5 protein-coding genes are annotated in these 4,423 nt (G+C 33.2%); 4 read left to right on the plus strand and 1 reads right to left on the minus strand.

Annotation, left to right across the window (positions count from 1 at the left end; all coding sequences use genetic code 11):
- Positions 1-1,344: ferrous iron transport protein B (gene feoB, locus ACIQZC_RS09300; RefSeq protein ID WP_396138951.1), on the plus strand; the 1,344-nt coding region annotated here is incomplete at its 5' end.
- A 123-nt stretch (positions 1,345-1,467) separates the two neighbouring features.
- On the opposite strand, the gene ACIQZC_RS09305 is transcribed toward feoB, so the two are convergent.
- Positions 1,468-2,286: a ZIP family metal transporter gene (locus ACIQZC_RS09305; protein WP_396138952.1), complete on the minus strand. Its 819-nt coding sequence runs from the start codon at positions 2,284-2,286 to the stop codon at positions 1,468-1,470.
- A 68-nt stretch (positions 2,287-2,354) separates the two neighbouring features.
- Between ACIQZC_RS09305 and ACIQZC_RS09310 the strand changes: the two genes are divergently transcribed.
- The 3 genes from ACIQZC_RS09310 (at position 2,355) to ACIQZC_RS09320 (ending at position 4,416) form a co-directional block, all read left to right on the plus strand.
- Positions 2,355-3,491, plus strand: coding sequence for a lycopene cyclase family protein (locus ACIQZC_RS09310; protein WP_396138953.1), 1,137 nt, complete (start codon positions 2,355-2,357; stop codon positions 3,489-3,491).
- Positions 3,492-3,593: 102 nt separating this feature from the next.
- Complete coding sequence (locus ACIQZC_RS09315; protein WP_396138954.1) at positions 3,594-4,004, plus strand: BrxA/BrxB family bacilliredoxin; 411 nt, start codon at positions 3,594-3,596, stop codon at positions 4,002-4,004.
- Between the two features lie 34 nt (positions 4,005-4,038).
- A complete protein-coding gene (locus ACIQZC_RS09320; RefSeq protein WP_396138955.1) occupies positions 4,039-4,416 on the plus strand; it encodes a hypothetical protein in 378 nt (125 codons plus the stop codon).
- Positions 4,417-4,423: the final 7 nt, after the last annotated feature.

Raw genomic sequence — 4,423 nt, forward strand, 5'->3', positions numbered from 1 at the left:
GGTCAAAAAATAGATAGTTCAAAAGCAACTGATATTCGAGCAAAAATTGATCGCGTTTTAACCCATAAAATTTTTGGTTATGTAATTTTCTTTGGAGTTTTAATGCTTATTTTTCAATTTTTATTTGATTGGAGTAGCATTCCTATGGATTTTATTGATGAATCATTTGCTAATTTTAGTACGATCGCTAAACAACAACTCCCAGCAGGAGAATTTACTAATTTGATTAGCGAAGGGTTAATTCCTGGAATAGGTGGTATCGTAATTTTTATCCCGCAAATTGCGTTTTTATTCCTCTTTATTTCCGTATTAGAAGAAAGTGGTTATATGAGTCGTGTGGTGTTTTTAATGGATAAAATCATGCGAAAATTTGGCTTGTCTGGAAAAAGTATTGTGCCTTTAATTTCAGGAACAGCTTGTGCTATTCCGGCAATTATGAGTGCTCGAAATATTGAAAACTGGAAAGAACGTTTAATTACCATTTTAGTTACCCCTTTTACTACTTGCTCTGCAAGGCTTCCTGTTTATGCTATTTTAATATCTTTAATAATTCCCGAAAAAAGACTTTTTGGTTTTTTAAGTTTACAAGGTTTAACCCTTATGGCGCTGTATTTATTAGGTTTTGGAATGGCTGTTTTTTCTGCGTACTTACTCAATAAATATTTAAAATTAAGTTGCAAATCTTATTTTGTGGTAGAAATGCCAAGTTATAAAATTCCAATGATTAAAAATGTTGGACTAAACGTTTTAGAAAAAACAAAAGCTTTTGTAACAGGTGCCGGGAAAATAATTTTAGCCCTATCGGTAATTTTGTGGTATTTAGGTTCCCATGGTTTAAGTGATGATTTCAATAATGCTGAACAAATAATCACCCAAAAAAATAAAAATAAAACCATTTCTACAGAAGAATTTGAAGATCAAGTGAATGCTTATAAATTAGAAAATTCATACATTGGCTACATAGGGAAAGCCATTGAACCTGTTATTAAACCACTAGGTTACGATTGGAAAATTGGCATTGCTGTGGTGAGTTCGTTTGCAGCACGCGAAGTTTTTGTGGGCACATTGGCAACTATTTATAGTGTAGGAAGTCGAAGTGAAGAAGAAACTACAATTAAAAATAGAATGGCGGCAGAAGTTCATCCGGAAACGGGTAAAAAAATATTCAATTTTGCCACTGGAATTTCCTTATTGTTGTTTTATGCTTTTGCTATGCAATGTATTTCTACATTAGCAATTGTCAAAAAAGAAACGAATTCATGGAAATGGCCAATAGTCCAACTCGTTTTTATGAGTGGATTTGCTTACATAACGGCATTAATTGCTTATCAAATTTTGAAATAAGATGGTACAAGAAATTTTAGTCTATGTCTCTTTAGCTATTGCAATTGGTTTTTTAATACAAAAATTCTTTTGGAAAAAAAGTAAAAAGAAATCAAAACCTTGTGGTGATGATTGCGCGTGTCATTAACCTAAAGCAACATCTAACATCATCATTACGATAAAGCCCCCAATAAAACCTAAAGTGGCAATATCTGTATTTTTATCTTGTTGTGTTTCTGGGATAACTTCTTCAACAACAACAAATATCATTGCTCCTGCTGCAAATGCTAGTGCATAAGGTAAAATTGGCGTGAAAAAAGTAACCGCAACCGCTCCAATAACTCCAAAAATAGGTTCTACAATAGCTGATGATTGTCCATACATAAAACTCTTCCAGCGACTCATTCCCATTCTGCGTAAAGGCATAGAAACGGCAATCCCTTCAGGAAAGTTTTGAATACCAATTCCAATAGCTAAAGTTACTGCTCCGGCAATTGAAGCTTCTGGAATTCCTGCGGCAACTCCTCCAAAAAGTACACCAACCGCTAATCCTTCGGGAATATTATGTAAAGTTATGGCCAAAACAAGCAGAGTAGTGCGTTGCCAAGGCGATTTAATCCCTTCCGTTTCTTGAAAATTTATATGTAAATGCGGTAAAACTTTATCCAATCCAAAAATAAAAATGGCGCCTAACAAAAAACCTACTGCTGCCGGAATTACCTTCATAAATCCAGCGCCTTCAGTCATTTCTATGGCAGGTGCTAATAAACTCCAAAAACTCGCTGCCACCATTACACCCCCGGTGAAACCAAGCATTCCGTCTAGAACCACCCGATTCATATTTTTAAAAAAGAATACAAACGAAGCACCAAATGCAGTTAAACCCCAAGTAAAAGTAGTGGCTATTAAAGCGGCTAAAATTGGGTCAATGCTCTCAAAAAAATCTAAAACAATTTGAAACATGGCTTATTTTTTTTTCAAATTTAAGGCTAAATGACCTATAAAAACAAGTATTTTAGTAAATTTGGAACATGGAACACCATGATTATATTTTTACAGGTTCAGGATTATCGGCTTTAATGACCGTCTATGAGATGCTTTTGTCTGGAAATTTTGAAAATAAATCAATTTTATTAATTGATGAACATACTAAAAAAACAAACGACCGAACTTGGTGTTTTTGGGATGAACACAATTTATTTGATGAAATTGTTTCTAAAAAATGGGATCAAGCCGTTTTTGCAAATGAAAATTTCAATCGCGTTTTAGAATTATCGCCTTATCAATATAAAAAAATCAATGGTTTAGGCTTTTACGAATTGGTTTTCAAGAAAATTTCAGAACATAATAACATACATTTTCTCAATCATAAAGTAGTTGATTTTGCCGATTTTGGAACGCATTGCGAAGTGAAAATTGACCAAGGAACGTTTACGTGTAACAAAATTTTTAATTCGATTTACCGTCCAAGTGTTGTAAATGCACAAACCAAATTTCCATTAATTCAACAACATTTTATCGGTTGGTTCATCAAAAGTAAAGAAGCAGTTTTTACTCCAAATTGCGCCACTTTCATGGATTTTTCGATAGAACAAAAAGGCAATACGCGTTTCATGTATATTTTACCAACTTCTGAACATGAAGCTTTATTAGAATATACGCTTTTTTCAAAAGATTTACTTCATAAAGAAGCATACGAATCTGAAATTCAGAATTACATAAAAAATCTGGGCATAACAGAATATGAAATCATCGAAAAAGAACAAGGCAACATTCCAATGACCTGTTACCCTTTTTGGAACCACAATACTAAAAACATCATCAATATTGGTTCGGCTGGCGGTTGGACAAAAGCCAGCACCGGTTATACATTTAAAAATACAACTAAAAAATCAAAAGCATTGGTTCAATTTTTAAGATCAGAATCCAACTTTACTAAATTTCATAAAAAAGATAAATTTTGGCTGTATGATTTATTGTTATTGGATATTTTACATTCAAAAAACGAACTGGGTTCCAAAATATTTTCAGCACTATTTGAAAAAGGAAACACAACCTTAATTTTTAAATTTTTAGATGAAGAAACCTCTTTTCTTGAAGATTTACAAATTATGAGCAAGTGCCCAAAATTGCTTTTTATTAAAGCACTGGCACATCGCTTTCTTTAGAAACCAAATAACAATAAAATCATAACAAATCTTTAAGAATTGATATTCGCAAGCAAGCAAAAATCTTCGTAGCTTTGTTGTTTATAACTTAATAAATAAATTATGTATCCAGAAGAAATGGTTAAACCAATGCGTGCTGAATTAACAGATGCTGGTTTTCAGGAATTATATAGTGCAGAAGCCGTTGAAAATGCTTTAAAAAATGAAGGCACCACCTTAGTGGTTGTCAACTCGGTTTGTGGTTGTGCGGCTAGAAATGCACGCCCAGGAGCTAAAATGAGTTTAGAAGGTGGTAAAAAACCATCGCAATTAGTGACTGTTTTTGCTGGTGTTGATAAAGAGGCAGTAGATGCAGCGCGTCAACACATGTTTCCTTTTCCTCCTTCGTCTCCATGTATGGCATTGTTTAAAGACGGAGAATTAGTGCACATGTTAGAGCGTCATCATATTGAAGGTCGTCCAGCAGAGTTAATTGCTGAAAATTTAAAAGATGCTTACAACGAGTTTTGCTAATAAAAAGTGAAATAAAAACGCTATATAGATATTTATGAAATATTTAATTCGTATCGCATTATTATTTGTTTTGTTACAAAGTTTTCATTGTGATGAAGACGATAACAGAACCACTCCTGAGATTTTAGCTCAAAAGAAACAGGAAATTCTTAATTATATTCAGAGTTATTCGTGTTCCAATGCAACCGATTGTCTTTACATTGCTTTCGGAGCAAAACCTTGCGGTGGCCCAAGAGAATATTTGGTTTATCCAAATACTGTTGATCAAAATACCCTAGAAACTTTGGTTACAGAATATTATGAAATGGATCATCAATATAATATTGAAATTGGTGCAATTTCAGACTGTATGGTTGTAAATCCGCCAAATACCATAAATTGTGTTAATGGTGTTTGCACGATTATGAATTGATTTTTTT

This window comes from Flavobacterium sp., assembly GCF_044338735.1.
In the GTDB taxonomy this organism is placed as follows: Bacteria; Bacteroidota; Bacteroidia; order Flavobacteriales; family Flavobacteriaceae; genus Flavobacterium.

What these genes read in the sequence shown, in the direction of transcription:
- ACIQZC_RS09315 (WP_396138954.1), top strand. Translation starts at nt 3,594, where the DNA reads ATGTATCCAGAAGAAATGGTTAAACCAATGCGTGCTGAATTAACAGAT.
- ACIQZC_RS09305 (WP_396138952.1), bottom strand. Translation starts at nt 2,286, where the DNA reads ATGTTTCAAATTGTTTTAGATTTTTTTGAGAGCATTGACCCAATTTTA.
- ACIQZC_RS09320 (WP_396138955.1), top strand. Translation starts at nt 4,039, where the DNA reads ATGAAATATTTAATTCGTATCGCATTATTATTTGTTTTGTTACAAAGT.
- ACIQZC_RS09310 (WP_396138953.1), top strand. Translation starts at nt 2,355, where the DNA reads ATGGAACACCATGATTATATTTTTACAGGTTCAGGATTATCGGCTTTA.